This is a genomic window from Bacillus sp. FJAT-27231 (genome assembly GCF_001183975.1).
In the GTDB taxonomy this organism is placed as follows: domain Bacteria; phylum Bacillota; class Bacilli; order Bacillales; family Domibacillaceae; genus Pseudobacillus; species Pseudobacillus wudalianchiensis.
In genome coordinates this window covers 1,171,824-1,194,319 of record NZ_LFZU01000001.1, presented here as the reverse complement: position 1 = coordinate 1,194,319, position 22,496 = coordinate 1,171,824, and the positions used below count along the sequence as shown (strand labels likewise).

19 protein-coding genes are annotated in these 22,496 nt (G+C 42.2%); 2 read left to right on the top strand and 17 right to left on the bottom strand.

The window, feature by feature from the left end:
• Positions 1 to 26: 26 nt before the first annotated feature.
• The 12 genes from murG to AC623_RS05620 all read right to left on the bottom strand — a co-directional run bounded on the left by murG (position 27) and on the right by AC623_RS05620 (position 16,230).
• The gene (murG, locus tag AC623_RS05675; RefSeq protein ID WP_049661389.1) at positions 27 to 1,121 is read right to left on the bottom strand and encodes an undecaprenyldiphospho-muramoylpentapeptide beta-N-acetylglucosaminyltransferase; all 1,095 of its coding nucleotides are present in this window, start codon (positions 1,119 to 1,121) and stop codon (positions 27 to 29) included.
• A 430-nt stretch (positions 1,122 to 1,551) separates the two neighbouring features.
• Complete coding sequence (gene spoVE / locus AC623_RS05670; RefSeq protein ID WP_049661388.1) at positions 1,552 to 2,652, bottom strand: stage V sporulation protein E; 1,101 nt, start codon at positions 2,650 to 2,652, stop codon at positions 1,552 to 1,554.
• A gap of 68 nt (positions 2,653 to 2,720) precedes the next feature.
• Positions 2,721 to 4,073 carry a UDP-N-acetylmuramoyl-L-alanine--D-glutamate ligase gene (gene murD / locus AC623_RS05665; RefSeq protein WP_049661385.1) on the bottom strand — a complete coding sequence of 451 codons (1,353 nt, stop codon included), beginning with the start codon at positions 4,071 to 4,073 and terminating at the stop codon, positions 2,721 to 2,723.
• Positions 4,073 to 5,047 carry a phospho-N-acetylmuramoyl-pentapeptide-transferase gene (gene mraY / locus AC623_RS05660; RefSeq protein ID WP_049661380.1) on the bottom strand — a complete coding sequence of 325 codons (975 nt, stop codon included), beginning with the start codon at positions 5,045 to 5,047 and terminating at the stop codon, positions 4,073 to 4,075. Before mraY ends, murD begins: the two co-directional genes overlap by 1 nt.
• A gap of 1 nt (position 5,048) precedes the next feature.
• Positions 5,049 to 6,527, bottom strand: a complete 1,479-nt coding sequence (locus AC623_RS05655; protein ID WP_049666295.1) for a UDP-N-acetylmuramoyl-L-alanyl-D-glutamate--2,6-diaminopimelate ligase — start codon at positions 6,525 to 6,527, stop codon at positions 5,049 to 5,051.
• Between the two features lie 262 nt (positions 6,528 to 6,789).
• Positions 6,790 to 8,634: a stage V sporulation protein D gene (locus tag AC623_RS05650; RefSeq protein WP_442853559.1), complete on the bottom strand. Its 1,845-nt coding sequence runs from the start codon at positions 8,632 to 8,634 to the stop codon at positions 6,790 to 6,792.
• Positions 8,635 to 9,236: 602 nt separating this feature from the next.
• On the bottom strand, positions 9,237 to 11,486 hold the full coding sequence (locus tag AC623_RS05645) for a penicillin-binding protein (protein ID WP_049661375.1): 2,250 nt from the start codon (positions 11,484 to 11,486) through the stop codon (positions 9,237 to 9,239).
• Entirely contained in the window at positions 11,483 to 11,839 is a 357-nt protein-coding gene (ftsL, locus tag AC623_RS05640; protein ID WP_049661373.1) for a cell division protein FtsL, read from the bottom strand. Before ftsL ends, AC623_RS05645 begins: the two co-directional genes overlap by 4 nt.
• Positions 11,840 to 11,853: 14 nt before the next feature.
• Complete coding sequence (gene rsmH, locus AC623_RS05635) at positions 11,854 to 12,792, bottom strand: 16S rRNA (cytosine(1402)-N(4))-methyltransferase RsmH (RefSeq protein ID WP_049661370.1); 939 nt, start codon at positions 12,790 to 12,792, stop codon at positions 11,854 to 11,856.
• Positions 12,793 to 12,814: 22 nt separating this feature from the next.
• Positions 12,815 to 13,246: a division/cell wall cluster transcriptional repressor MraZ gene (gene mraZ / locus AC623_RS05630; protein WP_049661369.1), complete on the bottom strand. Its 432-nt coding sequence runs from the start codon at positions 13,244 to 13,246 to the stop codon at positions 12,815 to 12,817.
• A gap of 381 nt (positions 13,247 to 13,627) precedes the next feature.
• The gene (bshC, locus tag AC623_RS05625) at positions 13,628 to 15,256 is read right to left on the bottom strand and encodes a bacillithiol biosynthesis cysteine-adding enzyme BshC (protein ID WP_049661367.1); all 1,629 of its coding nucleotides are present in this window, start codon (positions 15,254 to 15,256) and stop codon (positions 13,628 to 13,630) included.
• Between the two features lie 77 nt (positions 15,257 to 15,333).
• Entirely contained in the window at positions 15,334 to 16,230 is an 897-nt protein-coding gene (locus AC623_RS05620; protein WP_049661366.1) for a 2-dehydropantoate 2-reductase, read from the bottom strand.
• A 171-nt stretch (positions 16,231 to 16,401) separates the two neighbouring features.
• Between AC623_RS05620 and AC623_RS05615 the strand changes: the two genes are divergently transcribed.
• On the top strand, positions 16,402 to 16,860 hold the full coding sequence (locus tag AC623_RS05615) for a GNAT family N-acetyltransferase (RefSeq protein WP_049661364.1): 459 nt from the start codon (positions 16,402 to 16,404) through the stop codon (positions 16,858 to 16,860).
• A gap of 56 nt (positions 16,861 to 16,916) precedes the next feature.
• On the opposite strand, the gene AC623_RS05610 is transcribed toward AC623_RS05615, so the two are convergent.
• From AC623_RS05610 to AC623_RS05600, 3 genes are all read right to left on the bottom strand, one after another.
• The gene (locus AC623_RS05610; protein WP_049661363.1) at positions 16,917 to 17,681 is read right to left on the bottom strand and encodes an enoyl-CoA hydratase/isomerase family protein; all 765 of its coding nucleotides are present in this window, start codon (positions 17,679 to 17,681) and stop codon (positions 16,917 to 16,919) included.
• A gap of 119 nt (positions 17,682 to 17,800) precedes the next feature.
• Positions 17,801 to 17,974 carry a 50S ribosomal protein L32 gene (rpmF, locus tag AC623_RS05605; RefSeq protein ID WP_041099796.1) on the bottom strand — a complete coding sequence of 58 codons (174 nt, stop codon included), beginning with the start codon at positions 17,972 to 17,974 and terminating at the stop codon, positions 17,801 to 17,803.
• 59 nt (positions 17,975 to 18,033) lie between these two features.
• Positions 18,034 to 18,561, bottom strand: coding sequence for a YceD family protein (locus AC623_RS05600; protein WP_049661361.1), 528 nt, complete (start codon positions 18,559 to 18,561; stop codon positions 18,034 to 18,036).
• 752 nt (positions 18,562 to 19,313) lie between these two features.
• Here AC623_RS05600 and AC623_RS05595 point away from each other — a divergent pair.
• Positions 19,314 to 20,525 (top strand): nucleotidyltransferase, encoded by a 1,212-nt coding sequence (locus AC623_RS05595; protein ID WP_049661359.1) that lies wholly within the window; start codon positions 19,314 to 19,316, stop codon positions 20,523 to 20,525.
• 101 nt (positions 20,526 to 20,626) lie between these two features.
• On the opposite strand, the gene AC623_RS05590 is transcribed toward AC623_RS05595, so the two are convergent.
• Positions 20,627 to 21,664, bottom strand: coding sequence for a SepM family pheromone-processing serine protease (locus AC623_RS05590; protein WP_049661357.1), 1,038 nt, complete (start codon positions 21,662 to 21,664; stop codon positions 20,627 to 20,629).
• On the bottom strand, positions 21,654 to 22,448 hold the full coding sequence (locus tag AC623_RS05585; RefSeq protein ID WP_049661356.1) for a patatin-like phospholipase family protein: 795 nt from the start codon (positions 22,446 to 22,448) through the stop codon (positions 21,654 to 21,656). The genes AC623_RS05590 and AC623_RS05585 overlap by 11 nt, the downstream gene beginning before the upstream one ends.
• Positions 22,449 to 22,496: the final 48 nt, after the last annotated feature.

Below are 22,496 nucleotides of genomic sequence, written 5' to 3'. Positions count from 1 at the left end.
CTGCATTAATCATTCCTTATTTCACTTTATTTATTAGCTAATTCCGCCATCACTGCATATAAACGCTCTGATGCATCTTTAATCCCTAAATGAGCAGCGGCCTCTTTCATCCGTTGCCATTCCTTTTCATTTAGTAACACGTCATCCAGATTTTTCAGTAGTGAAGCAGAGTTTAGTTCTTTTTCCGGAAGCATGATGGCCGCCCCGTGATCTGTTAGCGAACGAGCATTCTTTTCCTGATGATTATTCGTTACATACGGACTTGGTATGAGCACACTCGGAACACCAAGAGCTGTTAATTCCGCTAATGTTGTGGCTCCCGCTCTTGAAACAACAAGATCACACTCCACAAGAACCTCTGGCATGTTATGAATAAAAGGAAGAATCGCTACATTCGCGGGCTTGCCAGCAGCTTCTACTTCTCTTTGCACTTGTTCAAAGTGGACATCACCCGTTATATAGAGAACTTGATATGGCCGGCTGGCAAACTGGGAAAGTGACTGCACGACTGCTTCATTAATGGGACGGGCTCCCCTGCTGCCTCCAAAAATCAGTACTGTTTTCTTATTTTCAGATAGTCCAAAGCTCTCCAAAGCACGCGAAGGCTTCGCACTCACTACTTCAGAAGCACGAGGGTTCCCAGTTAGCACCACTTTGCTTTCAGGAAAAAAGCTGCCTGCTTCTTCAAAACAAATCGCTACTTTTTCCACATATTTGCTCAGAAATTTGTTCGTTAATCCCGGTACGCTGTTTTGTTCGTGGATCACTGTTGGGATACCGAGCTTAGCAGCCGCATAGACAACAGGGCCACACACATATCCGCCTGTACCAATCACTACATCAGGCTTAAACTTCTTTAACATTTTTTTGCACTCTTTTACGCCCTTTAAAAAGCGCATCACGGTTTTTACATTTTCCATAGAAATACTTCGTTTAAAGCCCGTTATTTCGATAGAACGAAAAGGAATGTCTTCTCTCGTCACTAACTTGGACTCTAATCCCTTTTCAGTTCCAATATACAAAAATGAAGTTTCAGGATGTTTTTCTTTTATTGTTCGAATAAGGGCTAGAGCTGGATAAATGTGTCCGCCAGTTCCTCCGCCGCTAACAACTATTTTCATTACGTTTCACCTCAAATTAATCACTGCACGTCTTCTTGCTATAAGTGTATGTATCATTTAATAAAAAGGTTTCTTGGCCTTTCCCTTCTCAAAATAGAGACAGGTAGCTGCTCTTTATCATACTACAATCACCCATTATATAAATATAACTTTGCTTATTTGAAAAGGAAACAAAAAAAATGTAGCAATTCTCACCTAATTGTTACATTCTTGACTCAAGTAACGGTTTTCTTTCCATAAAATCACTTAGCATAATTTCATCTTATAGCAAGTTGATAAAGAGAATCAATTAGTATGAGAACAAAACAAAGAATTTTTCAACAAATAAAAAAAAAGAAACCTGAATGATCAGGTTCCAGACGATAGATAAACACTATGTTTAAGGCTGTCAAACTGAATAAATCGTTTGTTCTTAAATCGAAAGCATGGATTACCGTTTGGCATAACGACTAATATTTAATAGAATACCAAACGCCGCCAGCATGAGAGTTAAGGAAGAGCCCCCGTAGCTTAAAAACGGTAAGGTAATACCAGTAACAGGCATTAAACCTGTAACAACACCAATATTAATAATAACTTGTATAGCTAACATAGAAATAATCCCGGCTGCCAGGAAGCTGCCAAACAGATCTGGCGCGTTCAAGGCAATCCGGATGCCCCGCCAAAACAATAAAGAAAAAAGCAAGAGAATAAAAATTCCTCCGATAAACCCAAGCTCCTCTGCTAGTATAGCAAAAATAAAGTCCGTTTGCGGTTCAGGCAAATAATAATACTTTTGCCGGCTGCCGCCAATTCCAAGCCCAAACAGTCCGCCTGGCCCAATCGCATAAAGCGATTGAATAATTTGAAATCCACTTCCTAACGGGTCAGACCATGGATCTAAAAAGGAAGTAATCCGTTTAATCCGATAAGGCGCCGATAAAACCAATGCTACAAAGCCAGCAATACCAGCAAGCCCCATTAGAGAAAAATGAAAAATTCGAGCACCGGACAAAAAAATCATAACGAGACAAGTACCGATCATGACAGTTCCCGTACCAAGATCCGGCTGCAGCATAATTAAACCAAATGCTGTGAATGCGAGACCTAATGCCGGCAGCAGCCCTTTTCTAAAATAAATCATGTGCTTCTGATTTTCCGATAAATAACCAGCCAAAAAAATAATCATCGCGAGCTTCATAAATTCCGATGGCTGAATCGAAAAAGCTCCTGCTCCAATCCAGCTTTGTGAACCGTTCCTCACCATTCCTACACCTGGGATTAATACAAGGATTAACAAAACAAAACAGACGATTAACGCTGTTTTCGAAAAGCGGCGCCACGTCCAATATTCCACGTTCATAATCATGAGCATCGCCACAAATCCAACGATGGCAAATAGCAGCTGCCTTTTGGCAAAAAAGAAAGCATCATGAAATTTGTATTCAGCCCATATTTCACTGGCACTGTATACCATCGTAATCCCAATAGTGAGCAGAACTGAAATCAAAATCAACAGGAAATAATCAGGAGCGAATTTTTTTACCGGCAATGGCATACACCTCTAATTCAAAGAATCCAGAGCATGCCCCGACATGTACTTTTAAGAAGACAAGCTCTTTATTTCAATGTATGCACAGCTTCGATAAATATATCTCCGCGCTGTTCAAAAGTTTTATACTGATCCCAGCTTGCACAAGCCGGTGACAGTAAAATAATATCCCCTTCTACCGAAGCTTCATAAGCTGCCTGAACTGCCTGCTGCATATTTTCTGTTTTGATCGTTGTTTTCACGCCAGCCCTGCTTGCCGTTCCCATCAGTTTTTCCGCTGTTTCACCAAAGGCAATTAACGCCTTTACGTTATTCATATAAGGAATTAAATCGTCGAATCCATTTCCTCTATCTAATCCGCCAGCCAGTAAGACGATTGGCTTGTCAAATGCAGTCAACGCACTTTTCGTAGCAAGTGTGTTCGTCGCTTTTGAATCGTTATAAAACCTTCTGCCATTCCACTCACGAACAAACTGCGTACGGTGTTTTACGCCTGAGAATGTGGTTAACACTTCTTTAATCGCTTCATTCCCAATACCAGTCAATTTTACTGCCGACACAGCAGCCAATATGTTTTCCAAATTATGAGCGCCCGGAAGTGCTACTTCTGCAAGAGCAATGATATTTTCGCCGCGGAACGTAATATATCCATCCTGCACACATGCACCGGCTTCTTTTATTTCTTTTGTAGAAAAAGGAATGATCGTTGCCTTTGTTTCTTCTGTTAATTTCATCAAATGTTCTTGATCAGCATTCACGATAAGAAAATCTTCCGCTGTCTGGTTTTTAGTGATATTTAATTTTGCTTTCGCATACTCTTCTCTCGTTCCATGGTAATCAAGATGAGCATCATATAGATTCGTAATAATCGCGATATGCGGTCGGAACTTGTCTATGCCAAGCAATTGAAAAGAAGACAGCTCAATCACTACATGATCGGCTGGCTTCGCTTCCTGAACCACCTCCGAGGCTACTTGTCCGATATTTCCAGCTAATACGGCACTTTTCTTGTCAGCTTTAAATATCTCATAGATTAGCGTCGTCGTTGTTGTTTTTCCGTTTGTACCGGTAATTCCAATGAATGGAGCTTCCGAGATTAAATAAGCCAGCTCTATTTCTGTTAATACGGGAATCCCTCTAGCAGCCGCTCCAGCAACGAGCGGATTATGATAAGGGATTCCAGGATTCTTCACGATCATTTCAAAACCTTCATCTAATAATTCGATTGGATGACTTCCACAAATCACTTTAATTCCTTGTTCAAGCAAATGCTGTGCTTCCGGATTTTCTCCCAAGGGCTTTCGATCATTTACTGTAACGAAAGCACCTAGTTTATGTAAAAGCAAGGCTGCACTTACTCCACTTTTAGCAAGGCCTAGTACAAGAATCTTTTTATGCTGAAAATCTGTTATTGTTTTCACTAAATCCACGCTCCGATGTAAATTCCGATCATCGCACAAAGCACGCCGACCGTCCAAAATGTAACGACTACCCGCCATTCTGACCATCCGCCTAATTCAAAGTGATGGTGAAGCGGGCTCATGCGAAATACTCGCTTACCTGTTGTTTTGAAAGAAATAACCTGAATAATAACCGACAAGGTTTCGGCTACGAAAACAGCTCCAATGATGAGTAAAAGAAATTCAGATTTCGTCAAAATAGAAATAGCTGCAATGGCCCCTCCAAGAGCGAGTGACCCAGTATCTCCCATAAACACTTTTGCTGGGTTAGCGTTAAAAACTAAGAAACCTAGCACTGCTCCCACTACCGCAAAAGAAAAGATAGCTGTTTCATCAAGTCCTTGATTCCACGCCAGTACAGCAAAAGCGCCAAAAGCGATCGCCGCCGTACCCGATACAAGCCCATCAAGGCCATCGGTTAAGTTGACGGCATTTGAGAAGCCGACAAGCCAGAAAATAACGAATAACGCATATAAAATGCCGGCATCAAAGGAAATGTCTGTTAAAGGAATCGTTAACTCCGTCGATAAGTTATTCTTCGTATAAATAATGTAAAAAAGTACAGAAATGACAATTTGTCCTGCCAGCTTTTGCTTTGAAGTCAATCCGAGGTTACGCTTCATCACAACCTTAATAAAATCATCAAGGAAACCTAATAAGCCAAAACCAACTGTGACAAGCAATAGCAGCACGGTTTCCGCTCCAACTTTCGCGTAAATTTGTGTCATAAACAACACAGTGATAATAATAGCGAGCAGGAAAACGAGGCCACCCATCGTCGGTGTGCCTGATTTTTTTTGATGGGACTCTGGCCCTTCCTCACGTATGCTTTGGCCAAATTTCAATCTCCGTAAGAAGGGAATGAACATCGGCGCTATAATAACCGTGATAAAAAAAGCCATGAACATGGTTAAAAATACATCTCTCTCCAGCATATTAATTCGCCTCTTTCTTCCGGCTGTTGAGCGCCTCTTTGGCAACGGCCCGGTCATCAAAGTCCAGCACTTGTTTGCCAATGATTTGGTAGGTTTCATGGCCTTTTCCAGCTATAACGACAGCATCACCAGATTGCGCCTGCTCGATAGCATAAAAAATGGCCTCTCTCCGGTCAGGTATCACTTTATACTCTTCTCCCACTACTCCGGCTTCCATATCTTTTAAAATAGCAGCTGGGTCTTCACTCCGTGGATTATCAGATGTAAAAATAGCATCTGTCGCATACTCACACGCTGCTTTAGCCATGAGTGGCCGTTTTGTCCGGTCCCGGTCGCCCCCGCAGCCGACAACGGTGAACACGCGGCCCGCAGTCAGCGGCTGAACGGTTTTTAATACATTCACAAGACTGTCCGGCGTATGGGCATAATCAACGATTACTGCAATTCCTTCATCATTTGACACAAGCTCAAAGCGTCCCGCTACTCCTTCCATCCGCTCAATGGCACGAATCGCTGTGTTAAGATCTATACCTGCTGTACACGCAGCAGCTAAAGCAGCCAAAACATTATAAACATTGAATTTCCCGGCAAGTTTTGTTTTGACCTTTCTATGACCGTCCGGATAATGTAATAGGAACTCTGTACCTGCAGATGTTAATACTATATCTGTAGCCTGAAACATAGCACGATTGTCAATTCCGTAAGTGACAATATGGGCAGCCGTTTCTCTCTTGTAAATAGCAGATGCTTCTTCATCTTCATTCAGCACAGCAAATTTTGGTTTGTCCGCTGAATAGGTATTGCCTAATTGCGCAAATAACAGTCCCTTCGCCCGTCGATACTCTTCCATTGTATGATGGTAGTCGAGGTGATCTTGCGTTAAATTTGTAAAAACAGCAATATCATAATCACACCCCCATACCCGGCCTTCCACTAACGAGTGAGAAGACACTTCCATTACAGCCGCCGAAACACCTTTATCTCTCATTTTTTTAAATGTCTTTTGCAGTGTCAGGCTTTCCGGTGTCGTGTTCTTCGTGTCAATCACTTCTTCCCCAATCTTCATATACATGGTTCCGATTAGGCCGGTCTTTTCGCCCGCTTCCTTATAAATCTCAGTTAAGAGATGGCTCGTTGTTGTTTTTCCATTGGTGCCCGTGATGCCGACAAGCTGCATTCCAGTGGTCGGAGACCCATAATAAAAATCAGCGAGAATGGCCATTGCTTTTTTCGTATCGGCTACCGTAATAACCGGTGCTCCTTCTACTTCAACAGCCTGCTCTGCCAGTATCGCTCTTGCCCCTTTATTCACCGCTTCCTGAGCAACCGTATGGCCGTCAAACGTATAACCTTTAATACAAATAAATAAAGCCCCTTCTCTCACTTGACGATGGTCGTTCTCTAAAGATAAAATTTCGGGGTTTGATGAATAAGATAATGTATAAAAAGGGAGAGACTTTAATAAGTCTGATAGATTCACTTTTTTCAATCCTTTCCGTACAGCTTCTAATATGTATTCTTGTTTAAGCAAGCCTTTTTCTATTTTAACTAAAAAAAGAGCAGGATGCGACTTCTTTTCAGAAAAAATCACAACGACCATGTTACCACAAATTCTGTTTTTTGCATGATTTTTTAGTCATGAATTTATGATTTTATCTTAATAAATGAAATACCCGCCGATAAAAACGGCGGGAAATCAAGAATTTATCTAGTGAGCCCTTCCAATAGCTTAGTTCTAAATGTTAATTCATAAATAGCCTGATAGTAGATCCAGCTTCCACCTTTGTACCTGCCTCTGGAGATTGCTGGATAACTTCTTGGCCGCTTCCTTCCACTTCAAGCTTAAAGTTATAGAGCTGTAACGAAAGATCTTTTTTATCCATCCCTTTAAAATTCGGCACTTCTACAATTTGTGGATCATTCCAAAATGTTTCTTTCTCAATTTGTTTTTTGCGCGGCTTTACATCAAGCACCTGCAAACTATCTTCCATAATCTTCCCAACAATCGGAGCAGCTACGGTTCCGCCAAATTGGATAGTTCCCTTTGGATTATCAATCGCTGTATATACGACAATTTGCGGGTTATCTGCTGGGGCTACTCCAATAAAAGACACGATATGATTATTTTCAAGGTAACGGCCATCTTTTGCTTTTTGAGCCGTTCCTGTTTTTCCGCCTACCCGATAACCCTCAATAAAGGCATTTCTACCAGTTCCTCTCGCTACTACACTTTCAAGAGCAAAACGAATTTTTTCTGAGGTTTCTGCTGAAATGACGCGTCTTTTAGCAACAGGCGCCTTTCTTTTCACGACTTCGCCTGTCGTTGGATCAATGAGCTCCTTTGCCACGTATGGTTGATAGAGAATCCCGCCATTGACAGCCGCAGAAACAGCGGCAGCCTGCTGAATAGGTGTCACAGCTACACCTTGTCCAAAAGCAGTCGTAGCCTGCTCTACCGGGCCGACCCTATCCATGTTGAAGAGAATTCCTTTCCCCTCTCCTTGCAAGTCAATGCCTGTCTTTTGTCCGAAGCCGAAATCACGGATATACTCGAACAATTTTTTCTTTCCAAGACGCTCTCCAAGCTCTACGAAGCCCGGGTTGCAAGAATTTTCAACAACTTCTAAGAAGGATTGATGACCGTGGCCGCCTTTTTTCCAGCACCGCAATCTTGCTCCTCCAACTTCTACGGCGCCCGAATCATGAAAATGATCTTTATATAAATCTACTTTCTTTTCTTCCAGAGCAGCGGCTAACGTAATAATTTTGAAAGTAGAACCAGGTTCATACGTGCTCCAAATCGGTAAATTACGGTTATAAATTTCAGGAGAGACCTTTTGGAATTGTTCCGGATTAAAGGAAGGCCGGCTCGCCATCGCCAAAATTTCTCCATTGTTTGGATTCATCGCAATGGTAATTGCTCCGTCCGGTTCATACTTTGCTTCCGCAATATCAAGCTCTCTCTCAACGATCGTTTGAATATTGGAATCAATCGTCAGCTTTAAATCTAGTCCATCTACCGGAGCAGCATATCCATCCGGCATTTGTGGCATCCGCTTCCCTTTTGCATCGGAAAAAAATCTCATTGATCCTTTTGCTCCGCTTAATTCTTTATCATAAAAGGCTTCAAGCCCCATAAGCCCCTGATTATCAATTCCCGCAAAACCGAGAACGTGAGCTAAACTTTTGCCGAAAGGATAATGCCTTTTTGAATCTTCCGCAATATACACTCCCTTAATGCCAAGCCGGCGTACTTCCTCAGCTTTTTCAAAAGAAATTTTTCTTCCCTCAGGATGAATTCTTTCAATCGATGACTTTTTCGTTAAATGAAGATAGGCTTTTTTCTCTGTAATATTTAAGACGGATGCCAGCTTTTTTGCCGCTTCCTCCGGATCTTCTATTTGGCGTGGAACAACATAAACAGTAGGCGCACTTTTATTCTCTGCTAAGGCGACTCCGTTTCGATCAACGATCTTGCCCCTTTCCGGTTCAAACGGAATGTTTCGACTCCATAAATCCTGTGCCTTGTCCGTTAAATCGTCTCCCAAAGCAAACTGGACGTAGCCAAGCCTCAGCCCGATCACCATAAAAATGGTTATGCCAGCGAGCAATGCAAAAACAAGCCGCTTCCTAATCGTAACAGCGGAAACCCTTCTCAAGCATGTCCCCTCCTCTCACTCTCCTTCAATATATGTAAAAAGCCAAGGATTATGATTACAAGAAAAGCGGAAGCGGCCGGATTAGCCCGATAGGAGGTTGGAGGGCTCGACAAGGAGTCGCTCTTCAGACTTCGACAGAGAGACCGAAACCGCCGTACGGGCTGGCCGCTGCAGCTGGACAAGAAAAGCGGAGCCGACTGTACTGCACCGACAAGCATAAGCCAAAATGGCGAAGTGGCGTTTTTCAGCCACACAGCCATTTTGGCTTATGACCTCGAGGGGCAGGGAGGCGGAGCTAGACATTAGAAAAGCGGAAACGGCTGTTTAGCGGCGTATAAGCTGGACAAAAGAAAAGCGAAGCCGACTACCCTGCTCCGACAAGCGGCAGGCACTCGCTTTGCACAATAATAAACCGGAGCGCTCAACAAGGATTGGAGTTTCCAAACTCCAATAAAGAGTAAAATGCGCGTACGTTCCAGGCTTTGTTTCCTTTAGACAAAGAAAGAGCTGCCCGCCGGCAACTCTTTACTCTACTCTGTTGGAGCTTCTTGCTTCTCCTCTGTTTCCTGTTTTTGGATCTCTTCTTCCTCTTGCTTTCGTTCTTTTTCTTGTTGATCAAACAGTAATTTCTCTTCCTGCTTCATTAACTTTAAGATTAATTTTTGTCCTTTTTTAATAGGGGCACCCGGCTTAATATTCTGGCTTGCGACGTATCCTTCTCCTGTGTAGCTCACTTTTAAGCCAACAAGGCTGGCAGCTTTCATGACGTCACGCAATGACCAGTTTTCCATATTCGGCATCGTCACGGTACCATCTGTTTGTAAGATCACCTTTTCACCTTGTAAAATCGTCGAGTCTGCTTCTGGAGATTGGCTAACCACTGTTTTTCCTGTTCCCATCACAATTGGCTCAATCTTATCAGCCTTTAGTCCTCCAACCACTTCACCTAGATTCTCATCTGTAAAGTCCTTCAATTGGATCGCTTTGGCCGCCGGTGTTTGCTTAGGCTCAATATTTAAATATTGTAAGCTGTTGCGCATAACCGGATTAAATATTTTAGATACAGGAACAGAGCCTGCTTCTCCGTTCAGCTTGGGCTGGGCAACCGCTGCATAAACAACTAGCTGAGGATTTTTAGCAGGTGCCATGCCTAAAAAGGAGAAAATATAATTATTTACCCCATGCAAATAGCCGCCTTTAGGATTGGGCATTTGCGCAGTTCCAGTCTTCCCAGCTACTTCATAGCCCTGAATTTGATAGATTTGCCCTGTACCATGCTCAGCTGTTGTTACGCTCTTTAATACTTCTCTCGTCTTTTCAGCTGTCTCCTTAGAAATCGGTTCGCCTACTTTCTCAGGTCCGTGCTTTACAATGGCTTTATTTGTTTTATCATCTACTATTTTATCAATCACGTAAGGGCGCATCATTTTTCCATCATTCGCAACGGCCGTCGCCGCCTGGATTAATTGCATAGCTGTCACTGTTGTTCCCTGTCCGAACGCCGTAGTGACTTGTTCAAGAGGGTAATTATAGAGGATCTGTCCTTTTGCTTCATTCGGCAGCCTAATACCTGTTTTCTGCCCAAAATGAAAGTCATCTAAATACTGTCTAAACACCTCTGGCCCCATTTTTTCTAGCAAATTAGCCATCGCCACGTTAGAAGACCGCTGTACGCCTTCGAGGTAAGTAATCGTTCCCCAGCCTTGCCCTCCATTATGATCACGAACGGCTTCACGCCCTACTTTGTATCTTCCTGATTTATAAAGTTCATTCGGATGAAAAACGCCTTCTTCAATCGCAGCGGCCAGCGTGAAAATTTTCATGGTAGAACCTGGTTCAAATGAATATTCTACAAGATCATTGCTCCAGTTCCGACCAAGACCTTCTCGCGTATCCGGGTGAAAGGTCGGTCGCTGTCCCATCGCAAGAATCTTTCCTGTTTTAGCATCCGCCACGATAGCAAAAGCTTTTCCTGGGCGGTACTCTTTTTCTACTTCATTTAACGCATCTTCTAAAAACGTCTGTATCTTTGTATCAATGGTAAGATAAATATCGTCGCCGTCATCTGGTTCTTGAATCATCTGCTTCTTATCTTGAAGCAGATATCCCCACAAGTCGCTTGTATATTGGATTTTTCCGTCTTTTCCCCTTAAATAATCTTCATACGTTTTTTCGATACCCATTTGCCCAACCGTATGATGAAGGATTTGACTGCCTTTTTTCTGTTCTAACTTTTGTGTAAAACCAATCAAGTGTGAAGCAAATTTACCGTTCGGATAAAAACGCTTTGAATCTCTTAAAAAGATAATCCCTGGCAACTTTTCCGCCTCGATCTTCTTTTTTACACTATTTGACAAGTCTCGCCCCTGTTTTCCGAACTCTACTTGAAAGGCGCCTTTTTTCTTTAGGCGCTTTTCAATTTCGCTTCTATCCATATCAATAAACTTAGCCAGCACCTTTGCTGTCTTTTCTGGATCTGTTACATGCTTCGGCTTTTTGGGATTCGTTGTCATAGAGGGGTCTAGGATCGCCGCTAATGTAAAAGAAGTAGTATCCTCAGCAATAACAGAGCCATGCTGATCATAGATCGTTCCCCTTTTGGATTCTAATACATCGGTTCGTAAGTATTTTTGTAACGCTTCATTTTTCAGAGAGTGACCGTCCGCTTTACCCGATACTTGGATAAAGAGAAAACGGGTAAATAAGACAAAAAAGAGCAGGGCGAATATTACAAATAATATCGCTGCTCCTCTTTTCATGTTCATTCGGTTTTCATTCATTGCGGCTGCACAACCTTAATATTTTGTTCGCTTAGATTCAGACCTAGTTCCTTGGCACGCTTCCAGATTCTTTCGTATGTACTTTCTTCGCTGACTTGCGCTTTAAGGTCGTGATTAACTTTCTTCTGGTCTTTAATCTGCTGTTCAACATCCTGGATATCCTTATTCACTTCATAAAGAGCAGCCTGAGTGGATACTACCTTTGCTCCTAAAAAACAAATCATAACGGCAAATAATAAGAACAGCACTTTCTCTCCTGGTGTAAACAGACGCTTCGTTACCTGCTGTTTTTTTCGTTTAAATAACTTTCTTTCCTCATGATTAACTTGCTGTTTCCTTGCTAGGTTACTCATCTTTTCACCCCTGTTTATTTTATTTTTTCCGCGATACGCAGCTTAGCAGAGCGAGCTCGATTATTGTATTCAAGTTCTTCTTCCGACGGCAAGATGGGCTTGCGTGTAATTAGTTTTAACTCGGGTTCATATTCTTTTGGAATCATCGGCAATCCAGGCGGTAACTCCGGTCCCTGACTTGCTTCTTTAAAAATAGTTTTGCAAATCCGATCCTCAAGAGAATGAAAGGTAATGACACTTATTCTTCCTTTTGGGTTCAATAACTCAATGGAGGTCTTTAAAGACTCCTCAAATACGCGTAATTCATCATTTACAGCAATGCGGATCGCCTGAAAAATACGCTTGGCTGGATGGCCTCCCTTTCTGCGGGCGGGAGCTGGGATTCCTTCCTTAATTAATTCGACAAGTTCTCCCGTTGTTTCAATAGACTTTACTTCTCTAGCTGCTTCGATTTTACGGGCAATCTGCTTAGAGAACTTTTCTTCTCCGTATTGAAAGAAAATTCTCACCAAATCTGCATAATCCCAATGGTTAACTATATCGTAAGCGCTTAGACCGCCAGTTAAATCCATTCTCATATCGAGCGGTGCATCGTGATGATAACTGAATCCTCTTTCCGGGGTATCAAGCTGAGGGGAAGAAACTCCAAGATCATATAGGATGCCATCCACTTTATCAACTTGTAATCGTGCAAGTTCCTCTTTTATATACTTAAAATTACTTTTGACAAATGTAACCCTGTCTCCAAACCGCTCTAGTCTTTCTGCTGCGTGACGAATTGCTGTCTCATCTTGGTCAAAGGCATAGAGCTTTCCTTTCTCTCCCAGCAGCGACAACAAGTACTCGCTATGTCCTGCTCCACCTAGCGTGCAATCGACATAGATTCCATCCGGCTGTACATTGAGCCCGTCCACTGTCTCTTTCAACAGTACTGTTGTATGTTCGAAATTCATCTGTCACCATTCCATTCAAAGTCTAAATATCAAAGTCAATCATGTTTTCTGCTATTTCAGAGAATGACTCTTCCGATTTTATAAAGTAGTCTTCCCATATTGGCTTACTCCAAATCTCAATGCGGTTGGATACTCCCAGAATCACGCATTCTTTTTCAAGACGGGCATAGTTAGAAAGTGTCGATGGAATATTGACCCTGCCTTGTTTGTCGAGTTCACAATCATTTGCCCCTGAGAAGAAAAATCGCATAAAGGCACGTGCATCCTTCTTTGTTAACGGCAGAGCTTTCAACTTCTCTTCAAGCACTTGCCATTCCTCTAATGGATAACCAAACAAACATTGGTCAAGCCCTCGCGTAAGCACAAAGTGTTCTCCTAAACGCTCACGCCATTTCACAGGTATGATCAACCGGCCTTTCGCATCAATATTATGATGGTATTCACCCATGAACATACCTTTCCCTCCACTTCCATTCCTAACTGTACCACATCCCCCCACTTATCTCCACTATTTTTCATTTCTCCAGAAGTGAATAAATCCCTTCTTCCCTCCTAGTTTTTCGTTCGATGCTTTCTGCTTTGAAAAGCTTTATTTCTACACAGTTGTTTAAGACTAGGGATGACGAAGGATAAATTTCCGCATCTCTAAACATTTGCTTCTAAAAACGACACCTTTTTTATGAAAAATGAAGGATTTTCCCGGGCAATAAAAAAAACAGCTGCCTTAAGAGACAGCTGTTGACTGTTGATCGCTTTCTTTATCGCTCACCTGAAAGCATTAAAAATAAGTGTTATGGATACTTTCTAATAACCGTTTATCATAACGGCTATTCGCTTATATTTTTACTAAATAATGATCGCCAGTAAAAGTAAACTCAAGCTCCATTAATTCATGAATAAAGTCTGGGCCATATTTATTTAAATACTCATATACATTTCTAATACGCTCCTGGGGAGACTGAATAGGCCTAAGCGCATTTTGCAGCTTATCATACTTATGCAATACGATAGCGTGCCGTCTTTGAATCATCTCATCTGTTTTACGGGTTAAAAAAGCAAGCTGATTTAAATGGAAGTCGCGATTTTTCAAGATAATCGGAACGGTTTCTTTATGCAAATCTTGGGCACGCTTTTCTAGTTCATCGTATTGCTCCATTAAAGATTGTTGAACACCAGCAATCATTTCATGAAAATGATCATCTCTAACAGAATGCCAAAACTCCTCTTTCTGCTCCGCTACCCCCTGTTGAACGGCTGAAGAAAGCGAAATATGAAGCTCCTCCAAATCCCTGGCAATAGCTCTTTCCACAATCGTCATATTTAAACGAGCTTCAATCGGCGGCATTTTCATATCGAGCCATTCAAACGCGCCTTTAAGCTCTGCCCAGTAAGCAATTTCCCCTGGACCAGCAATAAAAGCAAGCGTCGGAAACAACCATTCCTGCATAAGCGGACGGGTAACGACATTATTGCTAAACTTTTCCGGTTCTTTTTCAAGAAGGGCTAGAAGCTCGGCTTTTTCATGCTGGATATCTCTATTTTTACTTGAGAAGACTTCGGTCTGCGGGTTATATTCTAACAAGACTCGCTCTTCATTTTCATAGAGAAACAAATTAGCAGCAGAAGAAGATAACTCGATCATCTGATTGAATTCCAAATCGGACATAATCTTTTGGCTCTGCTCGACTGCCTCTGTAATCTCCTCAGCCTGTTCAATCAATTGTTTGAAAAAAGGTTTTTCTAATTCGCGCAACGGCTTATAAGCAGAATCAATTAACAATAATCCATAGCGATTAAATAAAGCATGAATTAACCGGCTAAAGAAGTCAGTGATCGTATTTGCTTTTTCCGCCTCTTCACAAATATGATTCAATAGCTCATTCGTATAGTTTGTTTCTCCAAATTTAGAAAAGATCTTCTTAATCCAGCTTATCATTTGCTGCTTATCGTATTGAATGTCGGATACTATTTTCTTTCCAATTATCCGCTCCGGATAAGTCATCTTTTCCATCATCGATTCACTTTCTACATACACATGGTTAACCTCAGGAAAATCATGGTCTTCCCCTGCAATCCAAAACACGGGTACAACTGGAATACTTAATTCTTGTTCTTTTTCCCGCGCTAATTTAATAATAGAAATCACTTTATGAATCGTATAAAGCGGGCCTGTTAAAAGACCAGCTTGCTGTCCACCGATCACAACAGCAGAACGTTCATCTTTTAATTTTTCTAGAGAAGCCATTACCTCTGCAGAAGAAGTAAAGGGCTTCATATACGCCTCAATGCATGCAGCAAGGGACGCCCGCATATAAGTACGTGCCTGCAAATCTGCGACTCTTTTTTCATAAACGCCTTGATCTGACAAGTTGTAATGAAAAAAGTCCGTTACAGGTGCTTCCTGCTTTAGATAGAGAGAAGCAAACCGGTTAATTGCAGGAACGGAAAGTGCTGCCAATTCCATGTATGTACTTCCTTTCTTCGCGCATTTTTACTTTTTTGAGTATATCATTTCTCCTAAAAAAGAAACAATGTTGCGCTTTACTCTGCCCATCCATCTTCAAGCCCCTTAACCATGTTGTACAAAGTCTCCAACACAGGTAGATGAAGTCCTTTTTCAGCACCCGCTGAGAGAACATAGCCAAGAATCGCGTCAACTTCAGTAGGGCGTTTGGCCTCAACATCTTTCAACATAGACGAACGATTCATGGCAGTTGTCTGGCATATATTTACAATTTCACCCCAGGACTCTGCCTTCATCTTATTTTCAAATACAGAAAGAAACTCTCTATAAATTGTCTCAGCCATTTTTAAATAGTATGGATTGTTTACAAGTTCACCATTTGGCACCCGTAGAATCGCTGTTAATGGGTTAATGACTACGTTTGCCGCGATTTTTCCGAGCAGCATCGTTTCGTAGTCTAAGCGCCACTCAAATCGAAAATTCTCTTTTGTTCGTTCTGTAACTGTCTCGACCGCTTGCTGACTGCCACGATATACGGCTATATTTGTTTTTCCCCGGCCACGAACGCCAATATGATTAGACCCATACTTGAGAACCCCGTGTTCAACGGCAGCTACATATATATCGGGATGTGGAAGTTTTCCTAAAGCAGCAATATGGCTCATTCCATTTTGCAAGAATACGAGTGCAGGGTGCGAAGTGATTTTTTCTAATAGAGAAAGAATAGCTGGCAGCTTATATTGCTTTACAGCGATAAATAAACATTCCGGTGTATAGGCGGGCAGTTCAACTATCGGCATTGCTTTAACAAAGTGAACCGTTGTTACTCCTTTTTCCTCTATTGTGATGCCACTCTCATTAATGACATCCGCCTGTTCTTTCGTTCTTGTGAAAAGTGTAACAGGAAACCATGCTGCTAAGCTTGCGGCAAAAAAGAGGCCAATAGCCCCGCCGCCAATTATCCCAACCTTCACATCTTTTTGCCCCTTTCACAAGAAATGAATCATTTTTTGAGTAAATCCGCCAAATTGAAAGCGTTCCCACAAGGGGTATTCATTTCTATCTGTTTCTATTATATAATGAATATATATATAAGCTTAATAAATTTGTTTATTTTTTATACAAGATTGAGGAGGAGTCACACAATGGCAGTAACAGTCGAGAATCTTAAACTAAACTTTAAAACAATGGACGAATTCAAACGCTTCAAAGAATATGGTTTAGAGGAACTTTCCATGCTTGAAGAGTTCCAAATCTATATGGTTGAAGATCACGCAACTTCTCCGTTTTATGGTATTTATTACGGTGATAAGCTCGCTGCCCGGATGTGCCTTTACGTAAAGAAAGACGGTGCCGCATTGCTAGAAAATGGGCCAGATCAGTACTTGGAAATTTGGAAACTTGAAGTGTTACCGCAATACCAGCATAAAGGACTCGGACTAAAGCTTGTAGAGTTTGCGAAGTCGTTCAATCTGCCTATTTTAACAAAGCCAAAGGTAAAATCACATTCCTTCTGGGAAAAGATGGGCTTTTCTCCCCTTTCAGAAAGCAGCTCCCGTCTCATCTGGAATCCATCCGCTGCAACAACTCAAAAAATTAGTTAATCGCTTACCATATACTTCTGCCGCATTTTCAGCTTTATTGGGAATGCGGCAGTTTTTTAATGATTGTTTTTTCCATTTAGAAAGATATCCACTGCCTGATGATGCTCATCCTTTGCCCAAAGTACCGCACATTCCCTCACTTCCTGCATCATCCGCTCGTGCAAGCGGCTCACTTCCCACTTTCGAATTTGAATTTGCTTATACGCCGAGAGCACTTCGCTTTGGATAGACAGCTCTTTTTCTAAGAACTGCTCGGCTTCGGCCTCATTCGCTTCATCTACTACCTGGTTAATAAATTCAATCTGATCAAGCTGTTCAGCACGGTAAATAGAGGCCTCAGATAACAATTTTAAGGCATGAGGTGCTCGTATGCGCTCAAAAAGAAGAGTGCCTCCTCCCCATCCCGTCGTAATGGCCAGGCTGCCTTGGATAAATCCTAATTTTGCCCCTATTTTGGCTATTCGGAAATCACATGCTGTAGCGATTTCACACCCTCCGCCTACGGCTGTCCCATTGATAAGGGCAATAGTCGGCTTCGGCAGCACCGCAAGATTATATAAAATTTCTCCCATTTTAGACAGCATACTATAGGCTTCTTCCTCTGTACGCAAAGCATGAAATACAGACAAATCACCGCCCGAGCAAAAAGCCTGTTCTCCTTCTCCTGTCACAACGAGAGCTCGAACATCCGCTGATTGAGCTCGATCAATTGCCTTTTGCAGGCCTTCCATCACTTCAAAGTTCACCGCATTTCTTTTCTCAGCACGTGTAATTTTAAATAATAACAATCCGCTGGGCAGTCGCTCAATATGGTAATCCATAATACCCCTCCTTTTCTTTATTGTAGCTTTTCCCTTATCTTGCCTTCAATACAAAAAACGCGAAGAGCCATGGTCTCTTCGCGTTTTTCACAAATAAAATTGCCACACAGGCAAATGAATTATTTGCTTACTACTTCTTTTCCTTTATATGTGCCGCAATTTTTACATACACGGTGAGCAAGTTTCATTTCACCGCAATTCGGGCATGCTGTCATACCAGGTACTTGCAATTTAAAGTGTGTACGGCGTTTATTTTTTTTCGTTGTAGATGTTCTTCTAAAAGGTACTGCCATTATTTCCACCTCCTTAAAAGAGAATGTAAGTATGTGAAGCCAGAATTAGCTGGTACTTCTCAATTGTTATCCGTCTTAAAAAAGTCTGCCAGTCCTGCTAAGCGCGGGTCCACTTTTGATTCTTTCTCCGAAATCTGCTCTTCGTCTTGGAATTCCCATCCTTTTCCGCCAGAAATCGTATGTTCATCTGCTTCCTCGCTAATAACCTGCATCGGCACCTCAAGAAGAATTTCTTCTTCAAGAACCGGGTTCAAGTCAACAACATCGCCCTCAACTAAATGAACATCTTCATTTTCTTCGTATTCACTAAACGAAGAAGCTTTGAAAATAAATGTTTCCAGTAAAGAGAATTCAAATGGATACTCCACATCAACAAGTGTACGTGAGCACGGTAAAATCATCTTACCTTTCACATCTAAGTGAAAAGTCACTTTATCTGATCCGACATCGGCTCTTCCCGTCACGTGAACCGGGGGTAATTGTCTAATCTCTGTGTTACGGCCTTCTAAATGGCTCATATCCACCATTTCATCAATCAACAAGCCTTTATCACGAGATTTTTGTAATTGAATAATTGACCATTTCATCATCGTTATCACCTCAAGGCAACAAAAGTAATTATAGCTTTCACAAAAACGTTTGTCAATATATTTTCTTGACATAAAAGAAAAGCGGAAGGCGCTCGTTTTGCGTGATGGCGGATTGGAGCTTTCGACAAGGAGTTGCTTTTTCAAACTCCGACAGAGAGAGCGAAATCAGCGTACACGCTAGCGCCTGCAGCTAGACAAAAGAAAAGCGGAAGCGGCCGTTCAGCGGCGTATGGGCTGGACAGATCCGCGTGAGATAAAGGAAACACGAAGAGCGTCAGCGATTCGATGGTGACTTATCGCAAGGCGGAGACGGAAGCCCACTAGCCGTTGGCCGCTGGAGCTGGACAAAAAGAAAAGCGGAAGCGGGTGTTCAGAATCGGCAGATATAAGACGGACCGCTGAAGTGGCGCTTTCTGCCACACAGGCGTGACGGCTTATGTCCGAGAGCCTAGCCGCTGCAGCTAGACAATAAGAAAAGCGGAAGGCGCTTGTTCAGCGGCGTATGGGCTGGACAAAAGAAAAGAAAGGAACGACGGCTAAAGGCGCAACATCGCATGCGTCGAAGCAGAAGGCGCTCTGATCAAAAGGTTAAAAAATTCTCAAGAAATCGTTCTCCAGCTTTTATGGATAGCTCTATACGGTCCCGCCCGCTCCAGCGCAAGAACCACTTACTTACAATATTTGTTGACATTCGCCTTACAACTAACTAAAAATAATACTAACAATAACTATAACAAAGGAACTTTCTAATGAAAACAGTTGGCATCGTTGTTGAATATAACCCTTTTCATAACGGACATTTATATCATGCTCAAAAAGCACGTGAATCAGCCCAAGCAGAGGTAGTGATCGCTGTCATGAGCGGCCATTTCTTACAGCGCGGTGAACCGGCTCTCGTTAATAAGTGGGCCCGCACACGAATGGCTCTGCAAAATGGCGTCGACATCGTGGTCGAGCTGCCGTATGTTTTTTCGGTTCAAAAAGCTGGGTATTTTGCTAAAGGAGCTATCTCCATCTTACATGAATTATTTTGCGATTCCTTTTGCTTCGGCAGTGAGAATGGACAGCTTGCACCATTTTTGGAGACACTTCATCAAATGGAAGGGTCTTCTGCCTTACTAGACCCACTCATTCGTAAATATATGGGTGAGGGCGTTAGCTTCCCTAGAGCACAGACACTAGCCAGGGAATCGCTTTTCGGACAGCAGCTTTCGTTGGATCTTTCCAAGCCGAACAACATTTTGGGATTCCATTATATCCAAGCCAATCAACAGATTGCGCATCCGATGGAACCCCTCACAATCAAACGCCAGCAAGCCGACTTCCATGAGGCCACGTTAGGCAGTCATCCAATTGCCAGTGCAACCGGCATTCGTAAAGCGATTGCTGAGCAAAAGGGACAGCTGCAAATGATTAAACCGTATGTTCCTGCAGCTACATTTGCTGAATTACAGCATTACTTACAGACCTATGGCCACTTTCACGATTGGGACATGTATTGGCCACTTCTTCAATATCGCCTATTGTCCAGCTCTGCGGAAGAACTTGCAGCAATCTATGATGTTTCAGAAGGAATGGAATATCGTTTGAAAGAAGCCGCCCGGCAGTCAACAGGGTTTACTGAGTTTATGCAAATGGTAAAAACCAAACGATACACTTGGACGCGAATCCAGCGGGCACTCGTCCATATTCTGCTGCATGTTTCCAAGGAAGAGATGACAGCCGCGACAGAGTCGGTGCGCTATGCCCGTCTGCTCGGTATGAACAAACAAGGACGCGACTATCTCAATCGAATTAAAAAAAATATGGAGGTTCCGCTCATTACAAAAACCGCCGCTTTCAAAGAATTGCTCGCCTTTGATATAAAAGCAGCCGAAATTTACGCATTAGGATTGCCCTCCTACTCTTCCCATTCCCTTCTTCAAAGCGAATTTAACGAGCATCCTGTGATTTTAACTTAAATATATAAAAAATTCCTTAAAGAAAACTCTTTAAGGAATTTTTTATATCAAAGCATTGATGAACACTTATTTTTCAAATGCTTTTCCAGCTTATCCATCATCTATTTTCCTGTCAGTAAGTAATTCAGCGCTTCATCAAATGTATGAACCGGTACGATTTTCATCTTTGTCCCAATATCCTTTGCTGTGCGGACGGCCTCTTCATAATTAGATACAATTCCCGGCACTTGTTTTTTTAACTCGGGGGAAATTTTATCGTCTGGCGCTAAAAAGATTTCAGCACCTGCTCTATCCGCCGCGACTACTTTTTGAGCAATTCCTCCGATTCTCCCTACCGTTCCATCGGGCGCAATCGTTCCGGTTCCGGCAATTTTACGCCCCTTTGCCACATCCTCTTTAACGAGCTGATTGTATATTTCCAAACTGAACATTAAGCCGGCGGAAGGTCCGCCAATATCTTCTGCTTTTAATGTTACTTTGGGTTTACTAATAAGTTTTTTCTGATCGGCTAGCCCAATGCCGATTCCCGTTTTCTCCTGGTTGCCTTTAAATTGTTTAAGTGCTATCCTCTTCTCCATTTTTTCTTGGTTTCTCATAAAGGTAATAGTCACTTTTTCACCAGGTTTTTTTGTCTGGATATAGTCAGTAAACATTTGAGAGGATTTGAATTCCTTGCCGTCTATAGCAACGATACGATCTCCGGCTTTTAAGGCGCCTTCTGCCGGCATTCCTGGAAACACATTTAATACATACACTCCCTCATAACGAAAAGAATATGGCTTCTTCGCTGCATCAAATGCAACAATGATGGCATTTTGCTGCGAGTTTTGCATGAGGTATTGCTGTCGAATGTTATATTCCTCATTGTTTTCATGGGGACTGCGAACTTCTTCTACCGGTATAATTTCTTCATAATCACGTACTTTTGCAAGAGCATAAGAAAGGTAATTGGCTTCCCCCATTTTAATAGTGGTCAGCATCAATGTACCAGCATCTTTATCGCCTCCCGCCACCTCTACAATAGGTTTCAGCTCATGGGCGTCGCCCGGCTTCATCACATAATAGGGGAGATCAATAAAAGCGGCTCCAATTAATAGAATTACAAAAATATAAATGAACGGCATCCATTTATTTCTCATGAGACTGCTCCTTCCAATGTTCCATCTCAGCTAGTATTTCCGGTATTCGCCGCTGTGTTTCTTCTTCACCCGCAGTAATGATTTCGTCAATATGAGTAAAAGCTTTAGAATTATACATATCCACAGGCGGACGGATCATTACGTGGGAAGCAGTCTGGCGATTCGCGATAATTTCTAATTGCAAAATATCAATACTTTGCATAATAACGTCAAAAATCGTTTGGATTTCCGCACTTTTTTTAACGGATGATACGTCCACTCCAATAATAATATCTGCTCCCATCTCTTTTACAACCGATACAGGGACCCTGTCAATGACGCCCCCGTCTACAAGCAGACGGCCGTTCACTTTCTCCGGAACAAAAATACCGGGAATAGCAATACTCGCCCGGACAGCATCGGCAACCGGCCCTTTTTTAAACACCACTTTTTCAGCATTTTTAATATCTGTTGCCACGATAGCGATAGGGACTTTTAAATCTTCAATATTTTTACTATGAGTAAACAATCGAATAAAACTTTTGATCTTCTTGCCAGCAATGAACCCCATCTTAGGAATCGTAAAATCTAAAAAATATTTCCTATGAAATGCCGGTGAAAGCTTATGAATTTGCTCCATATCGTGCCCAGCCCCATACAAACTCGCAACAAAAGACCCCATGCTGCTGCCAGCGATCATATCAATCGGAATATCCGCTTTTTTCAATGCTTTTATGACCCCGATATGAGCAAAGCCTCTCGCCCCTCCTGCTCCTAAAGCAACACCTATTTTCGGACGAGTCAATGTGTTCCCCCCCGTATGCAGATTTCTCTTTTAAGCTATGGTCTATTT